This window comes from Stenotrophomonas sp. GZD-301 (assembly GCF_049310345.1).
Classification (GTDB): Bacteria; Pseudomonadota; Gammaproteobacteria; order Xanthomonadales; family Xanthomonadaceae; genus Stenotrophomonas.
Genome location: NZ_JBMOWY010000029.1, coordinates 1 through 25896, shown reverse-complemented (window position 1 = coordinate 25896; position 25896 = coordinate 1). Strand labels below are relative to the sequence as shown.

The window sequence follows — 25896 nt, the reverse complement described above, 5'->3', positions numbered from 1 at the left end:
GCTGCGGCGCAAGATGCCCGCGCGTGAAGGGTTTGTTACGTTTCGGCTGACCATCGGTGTCAGACGCGGCCCGTGCGCACCACACCACTTCACGCTCGCATGGCGGCGCACCCTGGGAGGGGAACAGACGATGGAACGACAGTACCCACGGAAAAAGACACCGGTTACCACGCTCGCGGTCTCGATCGCGTTCGCCCTGCAGGGCATGGCCGGCATCGCCTCGGCGCAGCAGGCGCCGGCGGTGGATGCAGTGGACCTGGACAAGGTCGAGGTCAAGGCGACCTACCGCGAAAGCCTGCAGCAGTCGCTGGATGAAAAGCGCTACAGCGTCGAGCAGGTCGATGCGATCTACGCCGAAGACATCGGCAAGTTCCCCGACCTCAACCTGGCCGAGTCGATGCAGCGCATCGCCGGCGTCTCGATCGACCGCGAAGGTGGCGAAGGCCAGCAGATCTCGGTGCGCGGCCTTGGCTCGGACTTCACCCGCGTGCGCATCAACGGCCTGGAAGCGCTGTCCACCGCCGGCAGCGGCACCACCGGCGTCAACCGCAGCCGCGGCTTCGACTTCAACACCTTTGCCTCCGAGCTCTTCAGCCGGGTCAAGATCAACAAGACCCAGTCGGCGCAGACCGACGAGGGCTCGCTGGGCGCGACGGTGGACCTGCGCGGCTCGCGCCCGTTCGACTTCGAGGGCTTCCAGGCCTCGCTGGGCGGCCAGTACGGCTTCAACGAACTGTCGCGCAACAAGGACCCGCGCATCTCCGGTCTGATCAGCAACACCTGGGCCGATGGCCGCGTCGGCGCGCTGATGTCGGTGGCCTACAGCAAGCGCACCATCTACGAGGAAGGCTACAACCCGGTCCGCTGGGAGCACGGCAACTACCGCAACTCCAACCAGAGCACGGCCACCAACAACGGCACCTACGGCTTCTGCAGCCCGGCCGGCTACGACCCGCAGACCCCGCGCAACCCGCTGGCCAATGAAACCGCCGCCGGTGTGGGCAGCGCCGCCAACCAGGCGCGCAACAACGGCTGGGGCAGCTACGGCATCGATGCGACCCACTGCGGTCCCGGCCTGGATCGCCCGGCGGCGACCGCCGAGAACATCGCCGCCTACGAGACCGCCACCAACGCCTGGATTCCGCGCTACCCGCGCTATGTGCGCACCGACCACGAGATCGAGCGCCTGGGCATCACCGGCGCGCTGCAGTTCAAGGTCAGCGACGACACCCAGCTGAACCTGGACATGCTGTACTCCAAGCTCGACAAGAACGTGCGCGAAGATTCCATCGGCGCCAACCTGCATCGCACCGCCCAGTACGGCGGCAAGACCCAGATCGTGGTGCGCGAGGCGCAGGCCGACGAACAGAACCGCCTGGTCTATGGCGTGTTCGACAACGTGGACTTCCGCACCGAGTCCACCGCGATCGAGGAAAGCACCGAATTCAAGCAGTTCAGCCTGAACCTGGAACACCGCTTCAACGACGCGGTGCGCCTGGATGCGCTGGTCGGCCATTCCGAATCGAACTACGAGCGCCCCATCTTCTCGATGGTCAGCTTCGACAACAGCAACCTCGACGGCTTCGTGCTGGACATGCGCAATGGCGGCAAGGTGCCGACCATGACCTTCCCGTTCGACCTGGGCAGTGCCAACAACTGGCAGTGGCTGGGTTACGGCAGCACGCCGGTGAACGCCAACGGCACCGCGCGCGGCGGCAACATCAGCGAAGTGCGGCTCAACCCGCAGTACGTGGACAACAGCTTCGACACCGCCAAGGTCGACCTGACCTTCGCCATCAACCCCACCTTCACCCTGCGCGGCGGCCTTGCCTACAAGGACTACGACATGCGCACCCAGGAGTTCCGCAACATCAGCTACGGGCGCCTGTCGCAGGCGTTGCCGGCCGGTGTGGGCGTGGGCGACCTGAGCACCACCCTGGACGGGTTCGGCAAGGGTCTGGACGGCAACATCCCGAGCGGCTGGCTGGTGCCGGACTTCAACAAGATCGCCAAGCTGCTGGACATCTACTGCAACTGCAACACCGGCACCCTCGGCGGCGACTACCGTCTGGCCAGCGTCGGCCACTTCGGCGCGTCCAACAACAACTTCGACGTCAACGAGAAGAGCTACGGCAGCTACCTGCAGCTGGACTTCAACACCGACCTGCTCGGCCGTGCGTTCCGCGGCAACGTCGGCGTGCGCTACGTGCGCACCGACATCACCGCGTCCGGCTATGCGCCGTGCACGGCCGCCAATGCCAATGACCTGTCCGCAGCGTGCGAACCGTTCCTGGGCGTGGCAAGCGCCACCGCCGATGCCGGCGAGCGCCTGCTGGTGGGCACCCAGGTGGGCCATTCGTACGACGACTGGCTGCCCTCGCTGAACCTGGCGTGGGACCTCACCGACACCGTGGTGCTGCGCTTCGGCGCGGCCAAGACGATGGCCCGCCCGACCCTGTCCAACCTGTCGCCCAGCGTCAGCGGCGGCCCGACGGCGTACTTCGACGACGACCGCAGCTACTCGATCAACCTGGGCAACCCGAAGCTGGACCCGTTCCGCTCCACCAACTACGACCTGAGCGCGGAGTGGTACTTCCAGGAAGGCGGGCTGCTCTCGGCCGCGGTGTTCTACAAGGACATCGAAAGCTACGTGCAGCGCACGCGCCTGCTGACCACCTGGGAAGACATGGGCTACTCGCTGGACCTGCTGCCGAGCGGCTTCAGCCCGGGCACGGTGTTCAATGTGCAGAGCTACTTCAACACCCCGGGCGGCCCGCTCAAGGGCTACGAGCTGACCTACCAGCAGCCCTTCAGTTTCCTGCCCGGTTTCTGGCGCAACTTCGGCGTGCAGCTCAACTACACGCACGTCGATTCGAAGATCAAATACATCTTCAGCTCCGGCACCGGCAACACCATCGTCACCACGTACACCGAGAACGACCTGCTCAACCTGTCGCCGAACTCGTACAACGCCACCCTGTACTACGACGATGGCCGCTTCAGTGCCCGCGTCTCCACCAGCTACCGCGACGCCTACATCAGCACCATCCTGTCGCAGGAGAACGTCTGGGACCTGGACAACAACCAGTACGCCACCGCCGACGTGCAGGGCAAGTACAGCGTGGAGAACGTGGACTTCAACATGTCCTGGAAGGTCAACAAGAAGCTCTCGCTGACCTTCGAGGCGATCAACCTGCTCGACACCGCCGACGAGCGCTACGTCGACTCGGCGCTGTCGCTGCCCGACCGTTACACCCACACCGGCCGCCAGTACTACGTCGGCCTGCGCTACAAGTTCTGACCCGTGCTTCGGCGTCCGCCCCGGGTATCGCGTCCGCTGCCGTCCGTCTCTCCGGGCTGGCGGGCGCGGTGCCGCGGCGGACGACCGCCCTGACGGGGTGACGGCCCCGCCTGGTTCCGCTGTACCGTCACCGTTGTCGAAAGGAAGGCCCCATGCACCGCGCTGCTCCTGCCCTGCTCCGCCCGTCCCGCCTCTCCGCCAGCCTGCTGGCGCTGCTGCTTGCCAGCGGCCCCGCCTGGGCGCAGAACGCGCCACAGCTGCTGTTCCACGTGTCGGCCGAGCATGGCCTGGACGCGGACACCGCCGCCGGCGATCCGGTGCCGAACTTCCAGGACAAGGTGAAGCCGGTGGCCGATGGGGCCCACGGCCGCGCCATCCAGTGGGCCGACGATGGCGTGCTGTCGTGGAACGCGCCCGGCAACATCCAGGCCCAGCGCGGCACGCTGGGTTTCTTCTGGCGCCCGCGCTACGCGGTGGGCGAAGCGCCGTTCGTGATCTTCCGGGTCGGCTATGCCGACCACAGCAGCTGGGACATGGCCTGGCTGCGCATCGACTGGAACGGCCACGGGTTCGACGCCTTCGTTACCGACGCCAACCTGGCGCGTACGCGCGTGTCGTTCCGGCTGGACCGGATGCCATCAGCGCAGCAGTGGCAGCACATCGCCTTCGGCTGGGATGAGAACCACGGCGTGCGCCTGTACGTGGATGGCAGGGAGGTGGCCCGCCAGGACACCACCGCCGACTACGACGCGGCGCTGGACCAGCTCGGCCTGGCCGGCCGGGTGATGGCGCCCTACCAGGTGCAGAGCCGCTACAACTTCCTGCGCGGCAGCGACCTGGACGAGATCCGCGTCTACGACCGCCTGCTCGACCCGGCCGGCATGGCCGCGCTGGCCCGCAACGCCGCGCCCACCACCGCCGTTGCGCCGGTCGATCCGATGCGCGCCTGGAACCACCGGCATGGCTGGGACGCCGCGCCCCCCCCGGCACTGGCCACCGCGACCACCACGATCCGCAAGGTCGAGTTCGCCGATGCCAAGGACCACAAGCAGTGGATGTGGAAGGCCACCGACGGCATTGCCGAGACCACCTGGCCGGGCGTGTACAACCGCTCGCGCCTGCCCGGCCGCAACGACTACTTCCAGCTGCCGGACTGGAACACGTATGTGGACGGCGGCCAGCAGCTCGACCTGACCCTGCCCGAGGGTGAGACGGTCAACCGCATCGAGGTGCGCGGCGCGGCCTTCGGCGGGCTCGGCCACAGCGTAGGCGACCAGTCGGCGCAGGCGCTGTTCCAGCGGCCGCAGGGCGTGGTACGCAGCGTCAACGACATTCCCGCGCAGACCGGCGGGGTGCTGCACTTCCGCAACACCGAGCAGGAAACGCCGATCCAGGAGATCTGGGCCTACCAGGTCAGCGATGCCGCCGAGCCGGACGGCACGGTCAAGCAGCGCTATCTGATCGACAGCCAGGCGCTGCCCGACTACACCAACATCGCCGACCTGCGCGCCTACATCGACGGCCGCTACCCGCCCGCCGAACGCAGCACCGTGATGGCCCTGCCCAAGGGCGCCGGCTCGCGCCGGCGTGGCGCCGACACGCTGCCGGCACAGCCACTGCCGATCGTGCACGTGCTGATTCCTTCCGGGGTCAGCGACGCGCCGGCCGCGCAGCCGCTGATCCGCAGCTGGGCGCACAGCTGGGAAAACATGCACGACGGCCTGGACGGGGTTGCCATCGACCTGCCGGCGCTCGACCTGCCGGCCACGCGCGACGGGCTGATTCCGCTCAACATCCGCATCAAGGACCCGATCTGGCCGGCGCGCGACATGATCGACGTGTCGGTCTCGGTGAAGCCGGGCCAGAAGCGCACGCTATGGCTGGACCTGCGCGACCGCATCCTCACCGCCGACAGCCTGTGGATCTCCATCGCTTCGGCGGCGCCCGGTTTCAGCGCGGGCACGCTGGACGGCGCCGAGATCCGGATGGTCTACAAGGACCGCGAGGAGGCGAAGAAGGAGCATCTGGCCGACCGCTTCAACCAGGTCCGCGACAACTGGGGCTTCCTGGTCGAAGAACACACCACGTCCAAGCGCCAGCGCCTGTACGCGCGCGTGTACGCCGACCTGAGCGACCTGCTGCGGGTCGATCCGGACCATGCGCTCGGCCGCCTGTATTGGAACTACATCAGCTACAACAGCCAGGGCAAACCGCCGTTCACCCAGCCCGAGGCGCCCAAGGGCGTGCCGCTGTGGGCGTTCCGGCAGACAGAAGACCTGCGCTACGTGCGCCGCTTCATCGACTGGTGGATCGACCATCGCCAGGTCGCCTACGGCGACTTCGGCGGCGGCATCTCCGACGACTCCGACCTGACCCAGCAGTGGCCGGGCCTGGCACTCATGGGCGTGCAGCCGGACAGACTCAACGCCTCGCTCACCGCGCTGTCCGATGCGGTGTACCGCAACGGGATGTTCAGCAACGGCCTGAGCACCATCGAGACCGATGAGCTGCACGCCTACGAAGAGGGCATCAACACCAACAGCGCGATGCTGTACCTCAACTGGGGCGATCCGCTGACCGTGGAGCGCCTGATGGAGACGGTGAAGGCCTTCGACGAGCGCATCATCCTGCCCAACCCGCAGGGCCACCTGTTGTTCTCCAGCAACTGGTTCGGTGGCAACAAGGTGTACCGCGACCCGAACTGGCAGTGGCAGAAGCCCTACTCGTTCCCGGCACTGCATCCGGCGTTCCTGATCGGCCAGTACAACGCCGATCCGACCGGCCGCAAGCTGGTCACCGGGCTGGCCGACAGCTACCTGGCGCATGCCTATACCGACGACAAGGGCCGCTGGGCGTTGCCCAACGAGATCCACTGGGCGACCGGCAAAACCCGCGGCGGCGAGCTCAACAGCGGCTCGGGCAGCGGCGATGTCATGCACACGTTCTGGGCGGCATGGCGCTGGAGCGGCGACGACAAGTACCTCAAGGCGCTGGACTACCGCGTGGAGCGCGGCGGCCCGGGTGCGCTCTCCAACCTGGGCGAGAACTACGTCGAGGTGCTGGGGCGTGGCGCGCAGTGGAATCCGCGCTTCATCGCCGACGCCGACGGCGGCAACACCGGCTTCTCCAGCCTGATGGCCTGGCAGGCCACCGGCGACAAAACCTACCTTGAGGCGCTGCATGCCGATGGCATCCAGGCCAAGGCGCAACGCGAGTACATGAACACCGAGGGCCACTGGTGGTCCGACCGTGTCGAAGCGCCCAGCGAGTTCCTGCAGCGTGCGCGCCTGGGCGGCATCGCGCTCAAGCGCAACCAGAGCTGGCCGGGGCATACCGTCAGCTGGCGGTTCGCCCAGCCCGATGCGGCCGAGCAGGTGGCGCTGCTGGTGCACGCGCCCTCGCCGGACCGCTTCAAGGTGATTGCCTACAACCTGGGCAAGCGGGCCGTGGAGGCGGACATGACCACCTGGAACGTCACCGCCGGGCAATGGCGGATGACCAGCGGCGTGGATCGCGACGGCGACGACAGGATCGATGGCAAGGCGACCACGCGGGAGCTCACGCTGGAGCGCAGTGCGTCGACCACGCTGCGCTTCGCACCCGGCCAGAGCCAGGTGTTCGAGTTCGTGCTGGTGCAGGCCGGTACGCCGGTCGAGCAGCGCCCCGACCTCGGCGTCGGCCGTGGCGATGTGCGGGTGGACGGCCGTCAGGTGCACGTCACCGTGCACAGCCTGGGCCACGTGGCAACGCCGGTGGGAACGGCGGTGCTTGAAGACGCGAACGGGCGTGAAGTGGCCCGCGTCGAGATCCCGGCGATGGACGCGCCCCTCGACCTGGTGCCGAAGACCACCACCGTGGCGCTGCCGTTGCCGGCCGCCAGCCGCGCGGGCCTGCGGGTGCGGGTGATGCTGCCCGATGGCGGTGCTGAAGTGACGCAGCTCAACAACGTGGTGCCGGTGGAGTAACCGCGAGCGGCATGGCTTCACCGCCATGCCGCCTACAACGTCACCGAACCCTCAATGCAGGTCACGCACGCACCGCCGATCCATAGCGTGTCCCCCACCCGCTCCACCTGTACCCGCCCGGCCCGGCCCAACACCGTGCCCTGGCCGATCACATACCGGTCGGGCACGCCGCCTTCGCGCAGCAGCCACCGTGCAATACCCGCATTGAGGCTGCCGGTCACCGGGTCCTCCGGCGCGGCCTCACCGGCAATGAAGACGCGCGACTCGAACTGCGTGTCCACACCGTCGCCCGCATCGCACGCCGCGAACACGCCCACCATCCATCCTTCCAGCGCGACGTAGTCGGGTCGCACGGCCAACACCGCCGCACGACTGCGCAGACGCAGCGCCAGCCACGGTGGACCGTTGTCGACCCACTGCGCATCCACCAGGTCATCGGCGGCAACGCCCAGCCCTGTCCGTATGCGCTCCCGCAGCGCGGGCTCCAGCGGCCCCTCGCGCCGCAACGGGGGCGCTTCAAATGCCAACCCGGATGCATCCCGGCGGATGCGCACCAACCCGATCCCGCACTCCTGCACGATTTCCACGTCGCGTGGCACGCCGCCATTGGCCAGCCACGCATGGCAACTGCCCAGGGTGGGATGCCCGGCGAACGGCAGTTCACCCAATGTGGTGAAGATGCGCACCCGGTAATCGGCACGTGGGTCGGTTGGCGCCGAGACAAAGGTGGTCTCGCTCAGGTTGGTCCAGCGCGCAAAGGCCGCCATGCGCGCCTCGCTCAGCGCATCGGCCTGCAGCACCACGGCCAGCGGGTTGCCCAGCAGCGGGTCGGTGCTGAAGACGTCGATCTGCAAGAAGGGGTGGAGGGACATGGGGCGCTCCTGCGCGGGGGGTGAGTCATTCTCGCCTGGCTCTACGGGGGGGTAGAGCCGACCGTTGGTCGGCTGCTCTTCGCTCCGATGACGCAAAACCCGCGCGCTGCGCGCGAAGCCGACCAGAGGACTGCGCGTGCCCTGGTAGAGCCGACCGTTGGTCGGCTGCCCTTCGTTCCGACAACGCAAAACCTGCGCGCTGCGCGCGAAGCCGACCAGAGGTCGGCTCTACGGGGGTACTGCACACGCACGGGTAGAGCCGACCGTTGGTCGGCTGCTCTCCGTTCCGATGACGGAAAACCTGCGCGCTGCGCGCGAAGCCGACCAGAGGTCGGCTCTACGGGGGGTTCTGCACACGTACGGGTAGAGCCGACCGTTGGTCGGCTGCTCTTCGTTCCGATGACGGAAAACCCGCGCGTTGCGCGCGATAGCCGACCAGAGGTCGGCTCTACAACGCCCTGGTAGAGCCGACCGTTGGTCGGCTGCTCTTCGTTCCGATGACGGAAAACCCGCGCGCTGCGCGCGATAGCCGACCAGAGGTCGGCTCTACAACGCCCTGGTAGAGCCGACCGTTGGTCGGCTGCTCTCCGTTCCGATGACGGAAAACCCGCGCGCTGCGCGCGATAGCCGACCAGAGGTCGGCTCTACAACGCCCTGGTAGAGCCGACCGTTGGTCGGCTGCTCTCCGTTCCGATGACGGAAAACCTGCGCGCTGCGCGCGAAGCCGACCAGAGGTCGGCTCTACAACGCCCCATTGGAGACCTAGGCGGCGTCGGTTTCCATGACCTGCAGCCGGCGCTGGTACCAGCCTTGCGTGCCGTCGGGTTCGAAGATGGCGCTGCGGGTCATCTCGCCTTCGTAGACATGCACCGAGATGGCAAGGTCGTCGTCGCTGGTGTTGCGGATGGTGTGGTACTCGTGTGGCGGGATCAGGCTGCCGGCGCTGCCGCAGTCGCCGACGATCGCGGGCTCGGCGCGGAATCGGAAGCGCTCGCCATCGCGTTCCAGCAGCTGGTACTGGGTGATCTCCAGCTGCCCCAGCCACACCCCTTCCACGCACCACAGACCGCTGTGGTCGTGCAGCGGCGTGCCCTGGCCCGGTCCCCAGCTCATCGCCACGATGCTGTAGCCGTGCGCGCTGCTGCGGTACAGCTCGCGCCGCGCGTAATGGTCGGCGATCGGACGGTGTACGCACGCAGGCAACTGGATGCGGCTGTCGGCGATGGCATCACACAGCGCGCCACGCAGGGTGGCGGCGATCCGATGCGCGTCGTCGTGCTGCACCGCGTGGTCGATGGCCGCGATCAGTCGATCACGGCCATGAAACGGCGGAAACGGAGTCAGTTGCTCTTGCATGCCCCCAGTCTAGGCGATCCGCGTCAACGGCGTGTTTGACTCAAATCACGGCCATTGCGCAACGATGCGCGAAATAGCGATCACTTCGCCGATTTTGGTTTGGCGCACCTATCGATCAGGGAATCAGCATCGACCGCAGCGCCGGCACTTCCCGCGCCAGTTCGGCAGTGACCAGCGTGGCGAACACCGCCGCGCCGTCCGGCCCCAGATGGGTGTAGTCGAAGGCCACCTTGGCCTGGCCCATCGGCTCGGCCACGGCGTTGTTCTGCACCGCCGGTGCACCCGCGACCGGGGCTGCGCCGACCGTGGTGCCGCCCAGCGCGGCGCTGACCTGCGCCGGGCTGGCGGCGGCCTGCGCCAGCGGCATTGCGCCGACCGGGCCGAGCGCCTGCACCACCGCGCGGCTGCGCGCGTGCAGGTCGACCAGCGGCACGTCCAGCTCGCGGGCCACCGCACGCACCGCGTCGGCCCACGGCGCCAGGTCGTCGATCAACACGCCCTCGGCGAACTGCCGGCGGGTCAATGGCGTCAGCAGCACCGGCTGTGCGCCCGCCGCACGGATCTCGCGCACGTAGCGGCGCAGGTTGTCCGGAAACTCGCGCTGCAGGTCGGTGGAGCGGCCTGGCTTGCCCGGCTGGTCGTTGTGGCCGAACTGCACCAGCACCCAGGTCGTCGCATAGCCCGGCGTGCGCATTTCCGCCTCGGCCAGCGCCCACGAGCCCTCGGCGCGGTAGTTGTAGGTGCTGCGTCCACCGCGCGCCAGGTTGGTGCAGGTCAGAAACGAGGTGACATGGCGGGCGCAGAATGCCGGCCCCCAGCCGCCCTGCACCGCCGTGGTGGAATCGCCGACAAGCACGATCTTGCCGGCGCGGATCGGGGTCGGGGCCGGGCGGTCCAGCACCGCCGGGTCCACGGCGGCCTGCGCCACGCTCACCAGGCCGAACAGCGCGCTGCCCAGCAGCCAGGACATCCATCGCATCAGAACGTGCCTCGTTGAATGAAGGGGGCCTGCTGGTACAGACGACGCTCGCCACCGCGCGGGTCGTCGGCCTGCCGCGAGGTGGCATCGAACAGCATCGTTTCGCGGCGGGCGAGCGAATAGGGTGCCCAGCGCGGCAGCGCCGCATGGTTGGGGTCGCCGTGGCGGGCAAAGGCAATCAGCGCCGCGCTCATCGTGGCCGCCACGCGCGTGGCCTCGTCGCCATCGCCGGTGCGGGAGCCGGGTTGGCCGGTGGTGTCGAACACCAGCGGGATGTCGAGCGTGTGGAAGGCACCGAGCCTGCCGCCATCCAGCGGTGAGCCCCAGTCCAGCTGGTAGGCCCAGGTGGGCGCACCCTGCCGCGCACGTGCCTCCAGCTCCTCCACCGCGCCGCGCCACGAGCGTCCGGCGGTGGTGGCGGCGAAGAACACGTCCGAGGGCGTGTAGTGCGGATACAGGCGGCGGTATTCGGCGATCACCACCGCCGGCAGCAGATCGACGTACTGCTCCTTCTCCAGCTTGGCCGGCAAGGTTTCCCAGGTCAGCGCGAAGTTGGCCGGGTCGTTGCCGAGGAAGGCGCGGGTTTCATCGTGCGTGTTGCCGATCACCATCGGAATGCCGGCCGACTGCGCCGGCGCGTCCGGCCAGAACGGATGCGTCGGCAGCACGTGTCCGTCCAGTACGGGCCCCACATACAGGCTGCTGTTCTCCACCCGCGACGGATCGCGCGCGCGGGTGGCAGCCAGCAGCGCCTCCATCGGCATCGTGCGCAGCGCATCTGCATTGGCCGCGCGCACCGCCTGCATCGCGATCTGCGCGCGCTGGGTGGCCGCTCGCGGGCCTGCGGCGGTGACCTGCTGACCACTCATGGTCCACGCGCGCTGGAACAGCCCGCGTGCGGCCGGCATGGCCATCAGCGTGGCGATCTTGGCGCCGCCACCGGACTGGCCGAACACGGTGATGTTGTCCGCGTCGCCGCCGAACTCCGCCGCGTGCTGGCGTACCCACTGCAGCGCCTGCACCAGATCGAGCTGGCCGACGTTGCCCGACGCGGCGAAGCGTGCATCGCCCAGCTGCGCCAGATACAGGTAGCCAAACACGTTGAGCCGATGGTTGACGGTCACCACCACCACGTCGCCGCGCCGGCACAGCGCGCTGCCGTCGTACAGCGGATCGCTGCCGGAGCCGTTGTTGTAGGCGCCGCCGTGGATGTAGAACAGGATCGGCCGCTTGCCGCCATCGCGCAGGGCCGGTGTCCACACGTTGAGGAACAGGCAGTCTTCGCTGCCCGGTCCTTCGCTGCCGCCCTGCGGGGCCGCATTGCCGTACGCCAGCGCGTCGCGCACACCGCGCCACGCGGCTTCCTGCACGGCCGGCTGAAAACGCCTGGGCGCGGTATCGGCGCCGTAGGGAATGCCGCGGAACACATTCACCCCCTGCTCCAGTTGCCCGCGCAGGCGGCCACCGCGCACGCGCGCCAGCGGTGCGGCGTCGTGGCGCGGACCCGGTACGCCGGCGAAGGCCGGCAGCAGCGGCAGGCTGGTGGCGCCCAGCATCAGTGCATAGCGCGCGCTGTCGCGCAGGAAACGACGCCGTTGCAGATCGGCGGGGGACTCAGTCATGGCGCGCAGGCTCCGTGTGGCGCGAAGGTATCCAGCGCAGGGCCAGGTCGGGCCACTGCGCAACGGTTGAACCGGCAGGAATGCGCACGCCGAAGCCGTGGCCGCCGAACGGGAACAGATGCATCTCGGCGGACACGCCGGCGCGCAGCAGCGCCTGGTAATAGACCAGGCTGTTGTGCACGGAGACCACGCTGTCGTCCTGTGCGTGCACCAGGAAGGTGGGCGGCGTGTCCGCGCGGACCTGCGTCTGCATCGAGAACTGCGCTTCCAGCGCGGCATCGGGGTGCGGCCCGAGCAGACGCTCGCGCGAGCCGGTGTGCGCATGCGGGCCCATGTCGATCACCGGGTAGATCAGCAGCGCGACATCGGGCCGTGCACTCAGTGCATCGATGGCATCGCGAGGCGGATAGACCGGCGCATCGAAACCGTTGCTCAGCCGCGCGGCCACATGGCCACCGGCGGAGAAGCCCATCACGCCGATGCGTGCCGGATCGAGCTGCCAGCGCGCTGCCCCGGCACGGATCACCCGCATCGCGCGCTGCGCGTCGGCCAGCGCCGCCTGTCGATCACTGCGCCCGGCCGGCAGCCGGTAGCGCAGCACGAACAGCGTGACCCCGCCCTGCGCGGCGAATGCCGGCACCAGTGCGGTGCCTTCCTTGTCCAGCACGATGCGCTGGTAGCCGCCGCCGGGAATGACCAGCAGGCCGGTACCGTTGGGGTGCGCCGGCCGGTAGACCACCAGGTAGGGCGCATCGACGTCGTCGATGTAGCGGTCCGGCAACGCCGGATCGGTGCTGCGCTCGATCACGTTGGGTACGCGCGGCGGGCCCTGTTCGCCGGGCACCTGGCCGGCCGGCCACAGCGCGAGGCGGTCCGGGCTGCCCGCGGCCGGCTCAGTGGCGTCCGCGCGCTCGGCGGCGTGGAGGGGAAGGCACAGCCCGGCAATCAGCAACCAGCCGGCCAGCAACGGCATCACTACGGCGCGCGGCATCCGCAAACGTCCTTCTGCAGGGGTGGGGAACGGTCATCGTGCCCTGCCGACGCGATTCTGACGCGCTGCACATTGCCAATGACACCGGTTTACCATATACAGCACATCCAAGCGCTGTCGATTGGCAGTGCAACAAATCATCGGGAGACCCGCTTGAGCAACGACCAGGGCAAACAGGACCTGCCAGACCAGGGGTTGGGCGAGATCGCCCGCGCGTTCGTCAGTGCCCGCCAGCAAGGGCAGGCGTTGGCCGATTTTCCGGGTGATATCCCCGACGATCTGCTCACGGCCTACCGTGTGCAGGACCAGGCCATCGATCTCTGGGACGACCGCGTGGTGGGCTGGAAAGTGGGTTACATCGCCGCCGAGCGCCGCGATGGGTCCGGCGACGACCGGCTGCTGGGCCCGATTTTCTCGCGTCGGCTCTGGAATGCTACCGGTGGAACAGTGGACATTCCGGTGTTCGTCGGCGGCTTCGGCGCGGTCGAGGCCGAGTTCGTGATCCAGCTCGAGCAGGACGCCCCGGCCGACAAGCTGCACTGGACCCCGGAGGAAGCCGAAGCGCTGCCCGCCCGGCTGTTCATCGGCGTGGAAGTGGCCAGCAGCCCGCTCGCCACCATCAACAAGCTCGGCCCGCGCGTGGTGGTGTCCGACTTCGGCAACAACAACGGCCTGGTGCTCGGCGCCGAGATCCCGGACTGGACCGCGCTGGACGACGCCGACCTGCGTGCGGAAACCCGCATCGAGGGCGAGGTGGTCGGGACCGGTGGTGCGACCCTGCTGCCCGGTGGCCTGCGCACCGCCTATGCGTTCGCGCTGGCGCGCTCGGCCCAACGCGGCCGCCCGCTCAAGGCCGGCGACCTGATCGCCAGCGGCAACGCCACCGGCATCCATGACATTGCCGTGGGCCAACAGGCATTGATCCGTTTCGCCGGCTACGGCGACATTACCTGCAAGGCCATCGCCGCCGGGTAACCGCGCGGACATGGCGAGCACGCTTGGGAGGGCGCAGATGTTCACTCGCAGAAGTTTCATGGCCACCGGTCTGGGCGCGCTTGCCGTGCCCGCACTGACGGCCTGCTCACGGTCGTCCAATGCCGCACCGGCCGGTGCGCAGCTGTTGACCGCCACCGACGTCCATGTGGCCGACTACCCGACCGTGACCGCGGTGAAGTGGATCGGCAGGACGCTCGAGGAAAAGACCGGCGGCCGGCTGCGCCTGCGCCAGTATCACTCCGGCCAGCTCGGCCGCGAATCCGAAGCGATCGATATGGCCCGCTTCGGTGCCATCGACATCACCCGCGTGTATTCCGGCGCGCTCAACAACGCCTTTCCGCTGACCCAGGGGCTGTGCCTGCCCTACGTGTTCGAGTCGGTGGCGCACATGCGCCGCGCGCTCGACGGCGGCGTGGCCGACACGGTGCTGCAGGGCTTCGAGCGCCGCGACCTGGTCGGCCTGGCGATCTACGATTCCGGCGCGCGCTGCTTCTACAACACCAAGCACCCGATCGTGGAACCCAAGGACCTGCACGGCCTCAAGCTGCGCGTGGCGTCTTCGGACATCTTCATCCAGCTGATGCGCCTGCTCGGCGCCAACCCGACGCCGATGTCGCTGGGCGACACCTTCTCGGGCATGGAAACGCACATGATCGACGGTGCGGAAAACAACATGCGCAGCTTCCACTCCAGCCGCCACTTCGAAGCGGCGCATTACTGGTCGCAGAGCGACCATTCGTATGCGCCGGACGTGCTGCTGATGTCGCGGCAGAGCTTCGATGCGCTGAGCCCGGCCGACCGCACCCTGGTGATCGAGACCGCGCGCGAATCGGTGCAGGTGATGCGCGACCAGTGGGATGCCTCGGAAAACACGGCCCGCCAGGCCGTTGCCGACTTCGGCATCCGCTTCAACCAGGTCGACATGCCGGCCTTCCGCAAGGCCGCCGACCCGTTGCTGCAGCAGTACCTGCAGCAGCCGGAGCTGGCCGCCCTCACCCGTCGCATCCGCGACTTCGCCTGAGGCCCTGCTGCGATGTCCGACCCGATTTCCGACACTTCCGCCGACCTGCGTTCGGCGCCGCAGCGCGCGCTTGACCGTATCGCCGACGTGGCCATCTACATTGCCGTTGCCGCCCTGCTGGGGCTGGTGGTGGTGCAGGGCTGGCAGGTGTTTGCCCGCTACGTGATCAACGATTCGCCCAGCTGGACCGAGCCGGTGACCCTGCTGCTGCTGGCCACGGCCATGAGCCTGGGCGCGGCCACCGGCGTGCACACGCGCCGCCACTTCGGCTTCTTCCTGCTGGCCGCGCACATGGGCCCGGGCCTGCGCCGCGCGGTGGACATGTTCGCCGCGCTGGTGGTGGTGGTGCTTGGCGCGGTGATCGCCTGGTGGGCGGCCGTGCTGCTGCTCGATGGGCTGGACATCAAGACCGCCGGCGCCACGCTGCCGCAGAGCATCAACTACCTGCCGCTGTCGATCGGCGGCGCACTGATGGCGGTGTTCGCGCTCAACCAGATGGTGCAGGCCGCGCAACCGCCGGTTGCCGACGCAGAAGGAGACCGCTGAGTCATGGGTATTACGATTCTTTTCACCGTCTTCGCGGTGCTGCTGCTGCTCGGCGTGCCGGTGGCCTATGCGTTGGCCGCCGCCGCGCTGGCAACGCTGTGGTACCTGGACCTGCCCACGCTGGTGCTGGTCCAGCAGATCTCCGCCGGCACCGGGTCTGCGTCGTTGATCGCCATTCCACTGTTCATCTTCGCCGGTGAAATCATGATGCGCGGGGGCATCTCCGAGCGCCTGATCTCGTTGGCGTCCTCGCTGGTCGGGCGCCTGCGCGGTGGCCTGGGCCAGGTCTCGATCCTGTCCTCGCTGTTCTTCGGTGGCGTGTCTGGTTCGGCCATCGCCGACGTGTCGGCGGTTGGCGGCACGATGATCCCGCAGATGGTCAAGCGCGGTTATGACCGCGACTTCGCCGTCAACGTCAGCATCACCGCCGCGCTGGTGGCATTGCTGGTACCGCCGTCGCACAACCTCATCCTGTTCTCGGCCGCGGCCGGTGGCGGGCTGTCGATTGCCGATCTGTTCGCGGCCGGCATCGCCCCGGCGCTGCTGATGACGCTGGCGCTGATGGTCACCGGTTACGTGGTCGCGCGGCGTCGCGGCTATGGCGTGGAGGTGTTTCCCGGCTGGCGTGCGGTGGCACTGCGGCTGGTCTCCGCCCTGCCCGGCCTGGGCCTGGTCGCGCTGATCTTCGTCGGTATCCGTGCCGGCATCTTCACCGCCGTGGAGAGCGCGGCCATCGCCGTGGTCTACGCACTGCTGGTCACCACGGTGCTGTACCGCCAGCTCAACTGGCGCGAGTTCCTCGGCACCGTCACCCATGCCGCGCGCAGCACCGGCGTGATCCTGTTCGTGATCGCCACCGCGGCGGTGTTCGGCTGGCTGCTGGCCTACCTGGAAGTGCCGGCGGCCGCGGTGGACTTCCTGCAGTCCTTCGCGCACAGCAAGTTCATGGTGCTGCTGATGATCGTGGTGATGCTGCTGCTGCTGGGCACCTTCATGGATCTGGCGCCGATGATCCTGATCTGCACGCCGATCTTCCTGCCGGTGGCCAAGGCCTATGGCATCGATCCGATCCACTTCGGCCTGGTGCTGGTACTGACCGGTGGCCTGGGGCTGGTGACGCCGCCGGTGGGCTCGGTGCTGTTCATCGGCACCTCGATCGGCAAGATCACCGTGGGCGAGAGCATGCGCTCGATCTGGCCGTTCTGGTTTGCCGCCCTGGGCGTGCTGATGATCGTCACCTTCTTCCCGGAGCTGTCGCTGTGGCTGCCGGCCCTGCTGCGCGCCTGATCATGCGGCGCGTTGCCGCCCTGCTGCTGATCGCCCTGCCCTGCGCCGCATCTGCCGCGCAGGCGCAGGACATTCCGCTGCGTGCCTTCCAGGATGCGATCAACCACTGGCAGAGCGGGCATGGCACGGACTATCCGCGCTATCGCCCCGACCAGTACCGGGAGATCGCCGACAACCTGGTGCTGCTGCAGCACCAGGGGGGTGGCTGGGCGGTCAACCAGGACCCGCAGCGGATCCTGGATGAGCGTGCGCGGGCCGAGGTGGTGGCCGCGCAGTCCACCGCCGGCGGCAGCTTCGACAACCGCAACATCCATACCCAGGTCGCCTACCTGGCACAGGCCTTCGACCGCAGCGGCGATGCGCGCTACCGCCAGGCCGCCGTACGCGGGCTGGCGTTCATCCTTGCCGAGCAGATCCCCGCCTGCGGCGGATGGCCGCATTCTGTGCCCGCACGCACCGCGTATCACGGGCATGTGACCTTCGCTGACGACGTCACCAGCGGCGTGCTGACCACGCTGCGGCGGGTGCAGCAGGACCCGGTCTTCGCCTTCATCGATGCCGACCAGCGCGCCGGCGTCGACCGTGCCGTGCAGCAGGGCGATGCCTGCGTGCTGCGCCTGCAGGTGCGCCAGGGCGATGTGCTGACGCTCTGGGCCGGGCAGTACGACCCGACCACGCTGCAGCCCGCACAGGGGCGCCGCTTCGAGCTGCCGGCGCTGGTGGTCGATGAAAGCGTGGGTGTGGTGCGCTACCTGATGTCCATTCCCGACCCGTCGCCGGAGGTGATCGCGGCGGTCGACGGGGCGATGGCGTGGTTCCAGGCGCACGCGCTGCAGGGCGTGCGCCTGGAGACGTTCGAGGCCGCGCCAGAGCAGTTCCAGCATCACCGCAGCACGATCGACCGCCGCCTGGTGGACGATCCCGGCGCACCACTGCTGTGGGGCCGCTTCCACGACCTGCGCGACAGCACGGTGGTGCTGGCCAACCGCGAGGGGGAGCGCGTGGCGCGCTTCGACCAGGTGCCGCGCGAGCGCCGCACCGGCTACCACTGGTACGGCACCTGGCCACAGGCGCTGATCGCCACCGACTACCCGCGCTGGCAGCAGCGCCTTGCCCGGACCGGCACGCGCTGAGCGCGGCCGGCCCACGATCCACCCATCGGGAGAGAACGGATGCATCTGAGGAAGACCCTGGCGAGCATCGCCACCGCCTGCCTGCTGCTGGCCGGCGCCGGCCATGCGGCCGAGCCGTCCACCGCCTGGACGCGCGGCATCGAGAACCAGCGCCAGGCCGACCTGGGCAACGGCACCTTCCTCAATCCGGTGTTCGCCGGCGACCGCCCCGACCCGTCGGTGCTCAAGGACGGCGAGGACTACTACCTGACGCTGTCGTCCTTCGACGCCTATCCCGGGTTGCCGATCTGGCACTCGCGCGACCTGGTCAACTGGCAGCCGCTGGGCCACGCCATCACAAAGAACGTGGGCGCGATCTGGGCGCCGGACATCGTCAAGCACGGCAGCCGCTACTACATCTATTTCCCCGCCCGCACCGGCGAGCACCGCAGCAACTTCGTGGTCTGGGCCGACAGCATCAAGGGCCCGTGGAGCGAGCCGATCGACATCGGCCTGGGCGGCTACATCGATCCGGGCCATGCGGTGGGTGAAGACGGCAAACGCTACCTGTTCCTGAGCGGCGGCGACTACGTGCAGCTGGCCGACGACGGCCTCAGCGTGGCCGGTACGCCCAAGCACGTCTACGACGGCTGGAAGTACCCGGAAAGCTGGGATGTGGAGGCGTACGCGCAGGAAGGACCGAAGATCAATTTCCGCGATGGCTGGTACTACATGACCACCGCCGTGGGCGGCACCGCCGGCCCGCCGACCGGCCACATGGTGATCACCGCGCGCTCGCGCTCGATCCACGGGCCGTGGGTGAATGCGCCGAACAACCCGATCATGCGCACCCGCTCGGCCGCCGAGCCGTGGTGGTCGCGTGGGCATGCCACCGTGATCGAGGGCACCGACGGGCGCTGGTGGATGATGTACCACGGCTACGAGAACGGGTACTGGACGCTGGGCCGCCAGGCGCTGCTGGAGCCGATCGAGTGGACCGCCGACGGCTGGTTCGTGGCCAAGGGCGGCGACCTCGGCCAGCCGCTGGCCAAGCCCTCCGGGAGCTCGGTAGGCGCGCATGGGATGGCGCTGTCGGACACCTTCGCCGGCCCGGCGCTAGGCGCGCAGTGGTCCTTCTTCAACCCGGCGCAGGACGAATACCGCCGCCTGGACTTCAGTGGCGAGGGCCTGCTGCTGCAGGGCAAGGGCCAAACCCCGCGCGACAGCTCGCCGCTGACCGCCATCGCCGGCGACAAGGCCTACCAGTTCGAGGTGGAGATGGAGATCGCCCCCGGCGCGGTCGGCGGCGCCCTGCTCTTCTACAGCGACCGCCTGTACGTGGGCGTGGGCAGCAACGGCGAGAAGTTCATCATGCACCGCTACGGCGAGGAGCGCCCTACCCGCCTGGCCCCCAGCGCCACCGGCGGCCGGCTGTGGCTGCGGGTGACCAACAACCGCCACATCGTCACCATCCACTCCAGCACCGACGGCAAAACCTGGCAGAAGTACCCGGTTCAGATGGAAGTCTCCGGCTACCATCACAATGTGGCCGGGAAGTTCCTGGCCCTGAAACCGGCGCTGTATGCCGCCGGCGACGGCAAGGTCCGCTTCCGCAACTTCCGCTACCGCGCCCTCGATTGAGAGGGCCGCTAGAATCCCCTGACTCATCCCGGTTCGAAACGACATGTCATTGCGCAGCAAAACCGATCCGTCCCCGCACGGATTGACCAAGGGCAAGGCCGCCACGATCAACGACATCGCGCGTCTGTCCGGGGTATCCAAGAAGACCGTCTCGCGCATCATCAACAACTCCCCGCTGGTGCGTAAGGACACGCGCGAGAAGGTCGAGGCGCTGATGCGCGAAGTCGGCTACGCGCCCGATCCGCTGGCGCGCGGGCTGGCGTTCCGCCGCTCGTTCCTGATCGGCATGGTGTACGACAACCCCACCGCCCAGTACATCGTGGACATGCAGTACGGCGCGCTCGACGCGCTGCGCGGCTCCAGTTTCGAGCTGGTGGTACACCCGTGCGACTCGCGCAGCCCCGGCTACATCGAAGGCGTGCGCCGCTTCGTGCAGCAGCAGAAGCTGCACGGCGTGATCCTGGTGCCGCGTGCGTCGGAAGACCAGGCGCTGGTGGACATGCTCGATGAGATCGGCTGCCGCTTCACCCGCATCGCCTCGCTGCCGCTGGACGACACCTCGCAGATGGTGGTCACCCACGACCGCGACGGCGCGGCCGAGGCGGCCGATTACCTGCTGTCGCTGGGCCATCGCGACATCGCGCTGGTGACCGGCCCGAGCGCGTACCGCTCGGCCCACGAACGCACCGCCGGCTTCATCGATGCCCTCGCCCAGCGCGGCATCGAGCTGCCGCCGGCGCGCATCGTGGAGGCCGGCTACACCTTCGAATCCGGCGTGGCTGCGGCCGAGAAGCTGCTGCTGGGCAAGCAGCGCCCGACCGCGATCTTCACCGGCAACGATGAAATGGCGGCCGGTGTGTACAAGGTCGCCCTGCGCGCGGGCATCAACATTCCGCGCCAGCTCTCGATCATCGGCTACGACGACAGCCCGCTGGCCTCGCGCCTGTGGCCGTCGCTGACCTCGGTGCGCCGCCACACCCGTGACACCGGGCGTACCGCAGCGGCGATGCTGATCCAGCCCGATGGCCAGGCCGCGCTGCAGATCGCCAGCGTGCGCCCGCATCTGATCGTCCGCGATTCCTGCCAACCGCCGGAGGACTGACGCCGAAGGCGCCAGTCCGGCAGGCCGCGACGGTAGGCCACGACGGTAGGTCACGACGGTAGGTCACGACGGTAGGTCACGACTGTTAGTCGTGACTCCCCAACCCCAACCCCACCCCCCCGCAACCCCCAACGCACCCTTCAGCCGGTGCCAGCCCCGCCACGGTGCACCGCAAAATGACACCGGTTTCCTATCTGGCTAGAATGATCGGAAACCGCGCCGGGGCCGACCCGTCGGCCCACCCCTGCTCTGGAGACGCCATGTACTGCAAGACCCACTACGCCACCCATCCCGACGCCATCAAGGGCGCCAGCAACGACGACCTGCGCGAGCTGTACCTGCTCGACGGCCTGTTCAATGCCGATGCGGTGACGCTGAAGTACACCCACTACGAGCGCTTCGTGCTCGGCGGTGCCGCCCCGGTCACCGGCCCGGTCTCGCTGCCGCGCCAGACCGAACCGGCCTCGGCCGCCGGCCATGCCTTCCTGGAGCGCCGCGAGCTGGGCGTGATCAATGTCGGCGCCGGCAGCGGCACCGTCACCGTGGACGGCACCGTCTACACCCTCGGGCCGAAGGACGGCCTGTACGTGGCGATGGGCAGCGAGGACGTGGTGTTCGCGTCCGACGATGCCGCCACCCCGGCGCAGTTCTACCTGGCCTCGACCCCGGCGCACGCGCGCTTCGAGACCAAGGCGCTGTCGATCAAGGACGCAGTGGCCCTGGACCGCGGTGCGCTGGAAACCAGCAACGAACGCACCATCTACCAGTACATCGTGCCGGCCACCTGCCAGTCCTCGCAGCTGCTGCTGGGCCTGACCGTGCTCAAGCCGGGCAGCGTCTGGAACACCATGCCGCCGCACCTGCACGACCGCCGCAGCGAAGTGTATTTCTACTTCGATCTCGGCCAGAACGACCGCGTGTACCACTTCATGGGCGAGCCGGACGCGCAGCGCCACATCGTCATCCAGAACAACGAAGCGGTGGTGTCCCCGCCGTGGTCGATCCACATGGGCGCCGGCACCAGCAACTACGCCTTCATCTGGGCGATGGGCGGCGAAAACCTGGATTACACCGACATGCACGTGCTGGACATCTGCCAGCTCAAGTGACCCCTCGCGCGCCGCCCGCAGTGTGCGGGCGGCGCCTGTTACGCATTGAAAAGGACCGCATACGCAATGGCTAATCCGTTCAGTCTGGAAGGCAAGGTCGCTCTGGTCACCGGTGGCAATACCGGGCTGGGGCAGGGCATCGCGGTGGCACTGGCGCAGGCCGGTGCCGACGTCGCCGTGGCCGGCATCGCGCCGCCCACCGAGACCATCGCCAAGATCACCGCGCTGGGCCGCCGCTGCCTGGCGATCGAAGCCAACCTGATCAGCATCGAACCGGTCGAGCGCGTCATCCGCGAAACCGTCGAGGGCCTGGGTGGCCTGGACATCCTGGTCAACAATGCCGGCCTGATCCGCCGCGCCGACGCCGTGGACTTCAGCGAGCAGGACTGGGACGACGTGATGAACGTCAACATCAAGTCCGCGTTCTTCATCTCGCAGGCGGCCGGCCGCCACTTCATCGCGCAGGGTCGCGGCAAGATCATCAACATTGCTTCGATGCTGTCGTTCCAGGGTGGCATCCGCGTGCCGTCGTACACCGCCAGCAAGAGCGGCATCGCCGGCATCACCCGCCTGCTGGCCAACGAGTGGGCCAACAAGGGCATCAACGTCAACGCGATCGCCCCGGGTTACATGGCCACCGACAACACCGCCGCGCTGCGCGCCGACGAGGACCGCAACAAGTCCATCCTCGACCGCATTCCGGCCGGCCGCTGGGGCACGCCGGAAGATCTCGCCGGTACGGCGGTGTTCCTGGCGTCCAGCGCCTCGGACTACGTCAACGGTTCGGTCATTCCGGTCGACGGCGGCTGGCTGGCCCGGTAAGCCACCCCCTCCAACGATGCGCCCACGCGGGCAGACGATGGGCGCCCTTGGGCGCCCATCTGTCATTCGGGCCCCCCATCTGCCCGGTAGTGCCGGCCGCTCTCCCTTCCCCGGTAGTGCCGGCCGCTGGCCGGCAGCTTTTCCTCAAGGAGCATGACCATGCTGCGTTTGCTGCTGTCCCTGTCGCTGCTGATGGCGGCCCCCAGCGCGCTGTGCGCGCCGCACCGCGTCTTCATTGCCGGTGACTCCACCGCCGCCGCGTACGGCCCGGAGCGCGCGCCACAGGCCGGCTGGGGCCAGGCCCTGCAGAGCTACCTCGATCCGGCGGTGTGGGAAGTGCGCAACCACGCCAAGGGCGGCCGCAGCACGCGCAGCTTCATCGATGAGAAACGCCTGGACGCGATCGCCGCCGAGCTGCAGCGCGGTGACGTGCTGCTGATCCAGTTCGGCCACAACGATGCCAAGGTCGAAGATCCCACCCGCTACACCGATCCGGCCACGGCCTACCCGCAGTTCCTGATGCGCTACGTGCAGGTGGCCCGCGACAAGGGCGCCACGCCGGTGCTGATCACCCCGGTGGCGCGGCTGCTGTATGACTTCGGTTCGCTGCTGGATACGCATGGTGTGTACACCCAGGCGGTCAAGCAGCTGGCTGCCCGCGAGCAGGTCGCGCTGATCGATCTCAACGGCAGTTCCACGCGCTGGATCCGTGCACTGGGCGAGCAGGGCGCCAAACCGTACTTCCTGTTCGTGCCCGAGCAGAACAAGGCCGATGGCACGCACTTCAGCGTGGCCGGTGCCAACGCAGTGGCCTGTCTGGTGATGCGCGACTGGGTGGCCTTTCAGCCGACGATGACGCCTGCGTTGAAGCGCGACATCGACTGCGACGTGCGCCAGCCCGCAGGGCAGGGCGCCGATCCGGCGAAGCCCTCGCGCGTGGTGCACGAACGCGACATCGCGATCACCCAGCCCGGCCCACATGGCGGTCCCGGCCCCACCACCGCGTACCCGTTCTTCGCCGACGACACTGACCTGCCGTTCGTGCTGCGCAAGCGCGTGCTGCACAAGGGCGCGGGCATCGGCCTGCACCCGCAGCACAAGGACGAGATCTACTACATCGTCAGCGGGCAGGGCAGCTACGTGCTGGACGGCAGGCAGTACGACGTGGCGGCAGGCGATGCGCTGCTGACCCGGGTGGGCAGCCTGCATGCACTGCAGCAGGTGGGAGAGCAGGATCTGGTGGTCCTGTTGGCGTATCCGCGCTGATGAGCAGCCGGGCAGAGCCCGGCGCTACCCGTTGCCAACCTTCAAATGCTCCAGGAGCTTTTGAAGGATAGGTGCGCAACCTTCAAAAGCCCGGTGAGTTGCGTCACCGCCTGAGCGTTTATGGAGGCGCGTTACCTCACACGTCGCCGCCGTCCGCCCAGCCTTCGCCGGTGCCCTTCTGGAACACCCGGTCGCCGTCCTGGACGTCACCCGCAGGCAGATGCTCCTGCGCTTCCAGCGCCGCATAGATCGGCGTGAAGTCCGGCGCGGTCGCTTCCATCAACTGCTCGTAGCTGTCGATGACGAAGTAGGTCTTCTGGAAGGTATCGATGCGGTAGCGGGTACGCATGATCCGCTCCAGATCGAAGCCGATGCGGTTGGGCGCGTCCGATTCCAGCGAGTACAGCGATTCGCCCTTGGACGAGACGATGCCGGCGCCGTAGATGCGCAGGCCTTCGTCGGTGTTGATCAGGCCGAACTCCACCGTGTACCAGTACAGGCGGGTGAGGTGCTGCAGCGCCTCCGGGCCGATCGCGTGCGCTTTGACGCCGCCGCGGCCGTAGGCGGCCATGTAGTCGGCGAACACCGGGTTCATCAGCAGCGGCACGTGCCCGAACAGGTCGTGGAACATGTCCGGTTCGGCGATGTAGTCGATCTGGTCCGGGCGGCGGATCCACCAGGTGACCGGGAAGCGGCGGTTGGCCAGGTGGTCGAAGAAGTCCAGCTCGGGCAGCAGGCCCTCCACGCCGACCAGGGTCCAGCCGGTGGCCGCGCCGAGCACCTCGTTGAGCTGGTCGAAGCGCGGAATCATGTGCGCGCTCATGCCCATCTCGTCCTGCGCCTGCAGGAACTCCCGGCTGGCACGCCCTTCCAGCAGCGCACGCTGGCGCTGGTATAGCGTGCTCCAGGTGGCGTGGTCATCGGCGGTGTAGCTGTCCCACGGCTGTTCCACGATGGCGGTGGTATAGACCGGCACGTATCCCTTGTCGGTCTGCTGGTGTTCGACGCGGCGCGGGGCGGTGGCGGTTTCCATCGTGGTGGTCTCCTGGGAAGTCATCTGTCGATGCTAGGGCAGGGCGCGCGCAAGAGGATTGCAAAGTTGCACGGATATGGCGGATTGGCGCAATATCGTTGCGTCCATTCAATGTTGCGGAGCAGCAATGTCCGGAGATGCCCAGTTCGACCGCACGGATCTGCGTCTCCTGGCGGAGATCCAGCAACATGGCCGCGCCACCAACGCCGAGCTGGCCGCGCGCGTGAACCTGTCCCCGTCGGCCTGCCTGCGCCGCGTGCAGCGCCTGGAAAGCGAGGGGGTGATCGCCGGCTACGGTGCGCGCCTGGAGCCGCGCCGGATCGGCCTGGGCCTGCAGGCGTTCGTGCGCGTGCAGCTGGAGAAGCACGACCAGCACGCCATCGGCGTGTTTGCCGACAGCGTGGTGGAGTGGGATGAGGTGGTGGCCTGCCACGCGCTCACCGGCGACATGGACTACCTGCTGCACATCTACGTGCGCGACCTGGAGCACTTCTCCAGCTTCCTGCTGGACAAGCTGCTCAACGCGGCAGGCGTGGCCGACGTGAATTCCAGCTTCGTGCTGCGCACCGTGAAGGATTTCCGCGCGCTGCCGCTGTCACAGCTGGAATAAGGGCAAGCCCTTGTTCCAGCGGGTAGAGCCGACCGTTGGTCGGCTGCTTTTCGCCAAGGCGCCCGGATGGAATGATCAAAGGTAGAGCCGACCGTTGGTCGGCTGCTTTTCGCCAAGGCGCCCGGATGGAATGATCAACGGTAGAGCCGACCGTTGGTCGGCTGCCCTTCGCCAAGGCGCCCGGATGGTCCGATCAAAAGCAGCCGACCAACGGCGGTCGGCTCTACCTGGCGGCATTCAGATGCCCGCCGAAGCGCAGCCGACC

19 protein-coding genes are annotated in these 25896 nt (G+C 68.2%); 13 read left to right on the top strand and 6 right to left on the bottom strand.

The window, feature by feature from the left end; all coding sequences use genetic code 11:
* The first annotated feature begins 130 nt into the window (after positions 1-130).
* Positions 131-3301, top strand: a complete 3171-nt coding sequence (locus tag ACO6VK_RS08015; RefSeq protein WP_422506363.1) for a TonB-dependent receptor — start codon at positions 131-133, stop codon at positions 3299-3301.
* Positions 3302-3453: 152 nt separating this feature from the next.
* The gene (locus tag ACO6VK_RS08010) at positions 3454-7266 is read left to right on the top strand and encodes a LamG-like jellyroll fold domain-containing protein (protein WP_422506362.1); all 3813 of its coding nucleotides are present in this window, start codon (positions 3454-3456) and stop codon (positions 7264-7266) included.
* Positions 7267-7298: 32 nt separating this feature from the next.
* Here the strand turns inward: ACO6VK_RS08010 and ACO6VK_RS08005 are convergent, their stop codons facing one another.
* From ACO6VK_RS08005 to ACO6VK_RS07985, 5 genes are all read right to left on the bottom strand, one after another.
* Positions 7299-8138: a PhzF family phenazine biosynthesis protein gene (locus tag ACO6VK_RS08005; RefSeq protein ID WP_422506361.1), complete on the bottom strand. Its 840-nt coding sequence runs from the start codon at positions 8136-8138 to the stop codon at positions 7299-7301.
* Positions 8139-8900: 762 nt separating this feature from the next.
* A complete protein-coding gene (locus ACO6VK_RS08000) occupies positions 8901-9494 on the bottom strand; it encodes a cysteine dioxygenase (RefSeq protein WP_422506360.1) in 594 nt (197 codons plus the stop codon).
* A gap of 115 nt (positions 9495-9609) precedes the next feature.
* Complete coding sequence (locus ACO6VK_RS07995; protein WP_422506359.1) at positions 9610-10473, bottom strand: rhamnogalacturonan acetylesterase; 864 nt, start codon at positions 10471-10473, stop codon at positions 9610-9612.
* On the bottom strand, positions 10473-12029 hold the full coding sequence (locus tag ACO6VK_RS07990; RefSeq protein WP_422506423.1) for a carboxylesterase/lipase family protein: 1557 nt from the start codon (positions 12027-12029) through the stop codon (positions 10473-10475). The genes ACO6VK_RS07995 and ACO6VK_RS07990 overlap by 1 nt, the downstream gene beginning before the upstream one ends.
* A 58-nt stretch (positions 12030-12087) precedes the next feature.
* Complete coding sequence (locus tag ACO6VK_RS07985; protein WP_422506358.1) at positions 12088-13086, bottom strand: alpha/beta hydrolase; 999 nt, start codon at positions 13084-13086, stop codon at positions 12088-12090.
* Between the two features lie 153 nt (positions 13087-13239).
* On the opposite strand from ACO6VK_RS07985, the gene ACO6VK_RS07980 reads away from it, so the two are divergent.
* From ACO6VK_RS07980 to ACO6VK_RS07935, 10 genes are all read left to right on the top strand, one after another.
* Positions 13240-14061: a 2-keto-4-pentenoate hydratase gene (locus tag ACO6VK_RS07980; protein ID WP_422506357.1), complete on the top strand. Its 822-nt coding sequence runs from the start codon at positions 13240-13242 to the stop codon at positions 14059-14061.
* A gap of 37 nt (positions 14062-14098) precedes the next feature.
* The gene (locus ACO6VK_RS07975) at positions 14099-15103 is read left to right on the top strand and encodes a TRAP transporter substrate-binding protein (RefSeq protein ID WP_422506356.1); all 1005 of its coding nucleotides are present in this window, start codon (positions 14099-14101) and stop codon (positions 15101-15103) included.
* 12 nt (positions 15104-15115) lie between these two features.
* Positions 15116-15649: a TRAP transporter small permease gene (locus ACO6VK_RS07970; RefSeq protein WP_422506355.1), complete on the top strand. Its 534-nt coding sequence runs from the start codon at positions 15116-15118 to the stop codon at positions 15647-15649.
* A gap of 3 nt (positions 15650-15652) precedes the next feature.
* Positions 15653-16936, top strand: coding sequence for a TRAP transporter large permease (locus ACO6VK_RS07965; RefSeq protein ID WP_422506354.1), 1284 nt, complete (start codon positions 15653-15655; stop codon positions 16934-16936).
* Entirely contained in the window at positions 16909-18069 is a 1161-nt protein-coding gene (gene pelA / locus ACO6VK_RS07960) for a pectate lyase (protein WP_422506353.1), read from the top strand. The genes ACO6VK_RS07965 and pelA overlap by 28 nt, the downstream gene beginning before the upstream one ends.
* A 39-nt stretch (positions 18070-18108) precedes the next feature.
* On the top strand, positions 18109-19689 hold the full coding sequence (locus tag ACO6VK_RS07955; protein ID WP_422506352.1) for a family 43 glycosylhydrolase: 1581 nt from the start codon (positions 18109-18111) through the stop codon (positions 19687-19689).
* A 43-nt stretch (positions 19690-19732) separates the two neighbouring features.
* Positions 19733-20791, top strand: coding sequence for a LacI family DNA-binding transcriptional regulator (locus ACO6VK_RS07950; protein ID WP_017355510.1), 1059 nt, complete (start codon positions 19733-19735; stop codon positions 20789-20791).
* A 260-nt stretch (positions 20792-21051) separates the two neighbouring features.
* Entirely contained in the window at positions 21052-21900 is an 849-nt protein-coding gene (gene kduI, locus ACO6VK_RS07945; protein ID WP_422506351.1) for a 5-dehydro-4-deoxy-D-glucuronate isomerase, read from the top strand.
* Positions 21901-21966: 66 nt separating this feature from the next.
* The gene (gene kduD, locus ACO6VK_RS07940) at positions 21967-22722 is read left to right on the top strand and encodes a 2-dehydro-3-deoxy-D-gluconate 5-dehydrogenase KduD (RefSeq protein WP_411849378.1); all 756 of its coding nucleotides are present in this window, start codon (positions 21967-21969) and stop codon (positions 22720-22722) included.
* A 159-nt stretch (positions 22723-22881) separates the two neighbouring features.
* Complete coding sequence (locus ACO6VK_RS07935; RefSeq protein WP_422506350.1) at positions 22882-23988, top strand: GDSL-type esterase/lipase family protein; 1107 nt, start codon at positions 22882-22884, stop codon at positions 23986-23988.
* A 136-nt stretch (positions 23989-24124) separates the two neighbouring features.
* Here ACO6VK_RS07935 and phhA read toward each other — a convergent pair whose 3' ends face one another.
* Complete coding sequence (gene phhA, locus ACO6VK_RS07930; RefSeq protein WP_422506422.1) at positions 24125-25021, bottom strand: phenylalanine 4-monooxygenase; 897 nt, start codon at positions 25019-25021, stop codon at positions 24125-24127.
* A 127-nt stretch (positions 25022-25148) separates the two neighbouring features.
* Here phhA and ACO6VK_RS07925 point away from each other — a divergent pair, with 127 nt between their 5' ends.
* Complete coding sequence (locus ACO6VK_RS07925) at positions 25149-25631, top strand: Lrp/AsnC family transcriptional regulator (RefSeq protein ID WP_017355505.1); 483 nt, start codon at positions 25149-25151, stop codon at positions 25629-25631.
* Positions 25632-25896: the final 265 nt, after the last annotated feature.

Bases quoted from the DNA above. Each gene is read 5' to 3' on its own strand.
- ACO6VK_RS08015 (WP_422506363.1), top strand. From the start codon at position 131: ATGGAACGACAGTACCCACGGAAAAAGACACCGGTTACCACGCTCGCG.
- ACO6VK_RS08010 (WP_422506362.1), top strand. From the start codon at position 3,454: ATGCACCGCGCTGCTCCTGCCCTGCTCCGCCCGTCCCGCCTCTCCGCC.
- ACO6VK_RS08005 (WP_422506361.1), bottom strand. From the start codon at position 8,138: ATGTCCCTCCACCCCTTCTTGCAGATCGACGTCTTCAGCACCGACCCG.
- ACO6VK_RS08000 (WP_422506360.1), bottom strand. From the start codon at position 9,494: ATGCAAGAGCAACTGACTCCGTTTCCGCCGTTTCATGGCCGTGATCGA.
- ACO6VK_RS07995 (WP_422506359.1), bottom strand. From the start codon at position 10,473: ATGCGATGGATGTCCTGGCTGCTGGGCAGCGCGCTGTTCGGCCTGGTG.
- ACO6VK_RS07990 (WP_422506423.1), bottom strand. From the start codon at position 12,029: ATGCTGGGCGCCACCAGCCTGCCGCTGCTGCCGGCCTTCGCCGGCGTA.
- ACO6VK_RS07985 (WP_422506358.1), bottom strand. From the start codon at position 13,086: ATGCCGCGCGCCGTAGTGATGCCGTTGCTGGCCGGCTGGTTGCTGATT.
- ACO6VK_RS07975 (WP_422506356.1), top strand. From the start codon at position 14,099: ATGTTCACTCGCAGAAGTTTCATGGCCACCGGTCTGGGCGCGCTTGCC.
- ACO6VK_RS07970 (WP_422506355.1), top strand. From the start codon at position 15,116: ATGTCCGACCCGATTTCCGACACTTCCGCCGACCTGCGTTCGGCGCCG.
- ACO6VK_RS07965 (WP_422506354.1), top strand. From the start codon at position 15,653: ATGGGTATTACGATTCTTTTCACCGTCTTCGCGGTGCTGCTGCTGCTC.
- ACO6VK_RS07955 (WP_422506352.1), top strand. From the start codon at position 18,109: ATGCATCTGAGGAAGACCCTGGCGAGCATCGCCACCGCCTGCCTGCTG.
- ACO6VK_RS07950 (WP_017355510.1), top strand. From the start codon at position 19,733: ATGTCATTGCGCAGCAAAACCGATCCGTCCCCGCACGGATTGACCAAG.
- kduI (WP_422506351.1), top strand. From the start codon at position 21,052: ATGTACTGCAAGACCCACTACGCCACCCATCCCGACGCCATCAAGGGC.
- kduD (WP_411849378.1), top strand. From the start codon at position 21,967: ATGGCTAATCCGTTCAGTCTGGAAGGCAAGGTCGCTCTGGTCACCGGT.
- ACO6VK_RS07935 (WP_422506350.1), top strand. From the start codon at position 22,882: ATGCTGCGTTTGCTGCTGTCCCTGTCGCTGCTGATGGCGGCCCCCAGC.
- phhA (WP_422506422.1), bottom strand. From the start codon at position 25,021: ATGGAAACCGCCACCGCCCCGCGCCGCGTCGAACACCAGCAGACCGAC.
- ACO6VK_RS07925 (WP_017355505.1), top strand. From the start codon at position 25,149: ATGTCCGGAGATGCCCAGTTCGACCGCACGGATCTGCGTCTCCTGGCG.